Origin of the sequence: Caballeronia ptereochthonis, assembly GCF_001545075.1 — a bacterium.
GTDB lineage: Bacteria > Pseudomonadota > Gammaproteobacteria > Burkholderiales > Burkholderiaceae > Caballeronia > Caballeronia ptereochthonis.
Genome location: NZ_FCOB02000110.1, coordinates 1 through 859, shown reverse-complemented (window position 1 = coordinate 859; position 859 = coordinate 1). Strand labels below are relative to the sequence as shown.

Below are 859 nucleotides of genomic sequence, written 5' to 3'. Positions count from 1 at the left end.
ACTGCCTGCACCTGGAACCCGAAGCGTTTGCGTTGACGGTCTAATCGCGCCAGATACGGCTGACTGTCATGCACCGAGGCCGGCGTCACGTGGGTATCGGTGATGATCGTCACTGCGCACCCCGAACAGGTAGCCGATGAACAGCAGCTTGAACAGCACCACCGGATCGAGCGCCGGTCGGCCGTTGTCCGCGCAGTAAAGATGCGCCACCTTCTCGCGGATGAATTCGAAATCCACCGCCGCGTCGATCTTGCGCAGCAGATGGTCCTTCGGCACAAGCATCTCGAGCGTCACCATCTCGAGTTCTTGTTGGGCGCGTGTCGGCTTCTTAAGCATGACCTCTATTAAAGAACAAAGCCCTGGGCGCAGCCAGGGCTTTGTCAGCAGTCTGACGCCTCGCAATCGCGAGGCGTTTTTTTCCTCTCGCGATCAGTTTTCGGAGTTTTCGGCCTATGGATGCAGCTTAGGAACGCTGACAATTTAGCGTTTGCTGCGCTACGTGGTTAGCGCCTTCTCGAATCACTCGCCCGACAAACCAAAATAATATGAACGCTGGCATTTACAAACTCGTCTTTCGTCGCGTGCGCTCGATGTTCGTCGCCGTCGCCGATTACGCGAGTGCGCACGGCAACGGACACCGGGTACGCCTGGCAGCGGGCGGCCGATCCGCCGCGCATGAGCTGGCGTTGCGGCCGCTGCTCCTCGCGATGCTGTGCGCCGGCGCGGTCGGCGTCGTCATCATCGGCAGCAGCACGCCCGCGTTCGCGCAGATTGTTGCGTCACCCGGGTCCGGCGCGCACGTTGTGCAGACACAAAACGGCCTCGATCAGGTGAATATCGCGAGGCCCTCGGGCGCGGG

At 60.8% G+C, this 859-nt stretch carries 2 pseudogenes; one reads left to right on the top strand and one right to left on the bottom strand.

The annotated features are described in order from the left end of the window. Positions 1-108 precede the first annotated feature (108 nt). Positions 109-336 (bottom strand): annotated as a pseudogene (locus tag AWB83_RS35685) (transposase); the annotation flags it as partial. Between the two features lie 254 nt (positions 337-590). Here AWB83_RS35685 and AWB83_RS35680 point away from each other — a divergent pair. Then, a pseudogene (locus AWB83_RS35680) lies at positions 591-859 on the top strand (ESPR-type extended signal peptide-containing protein); the annotation flags it as partial.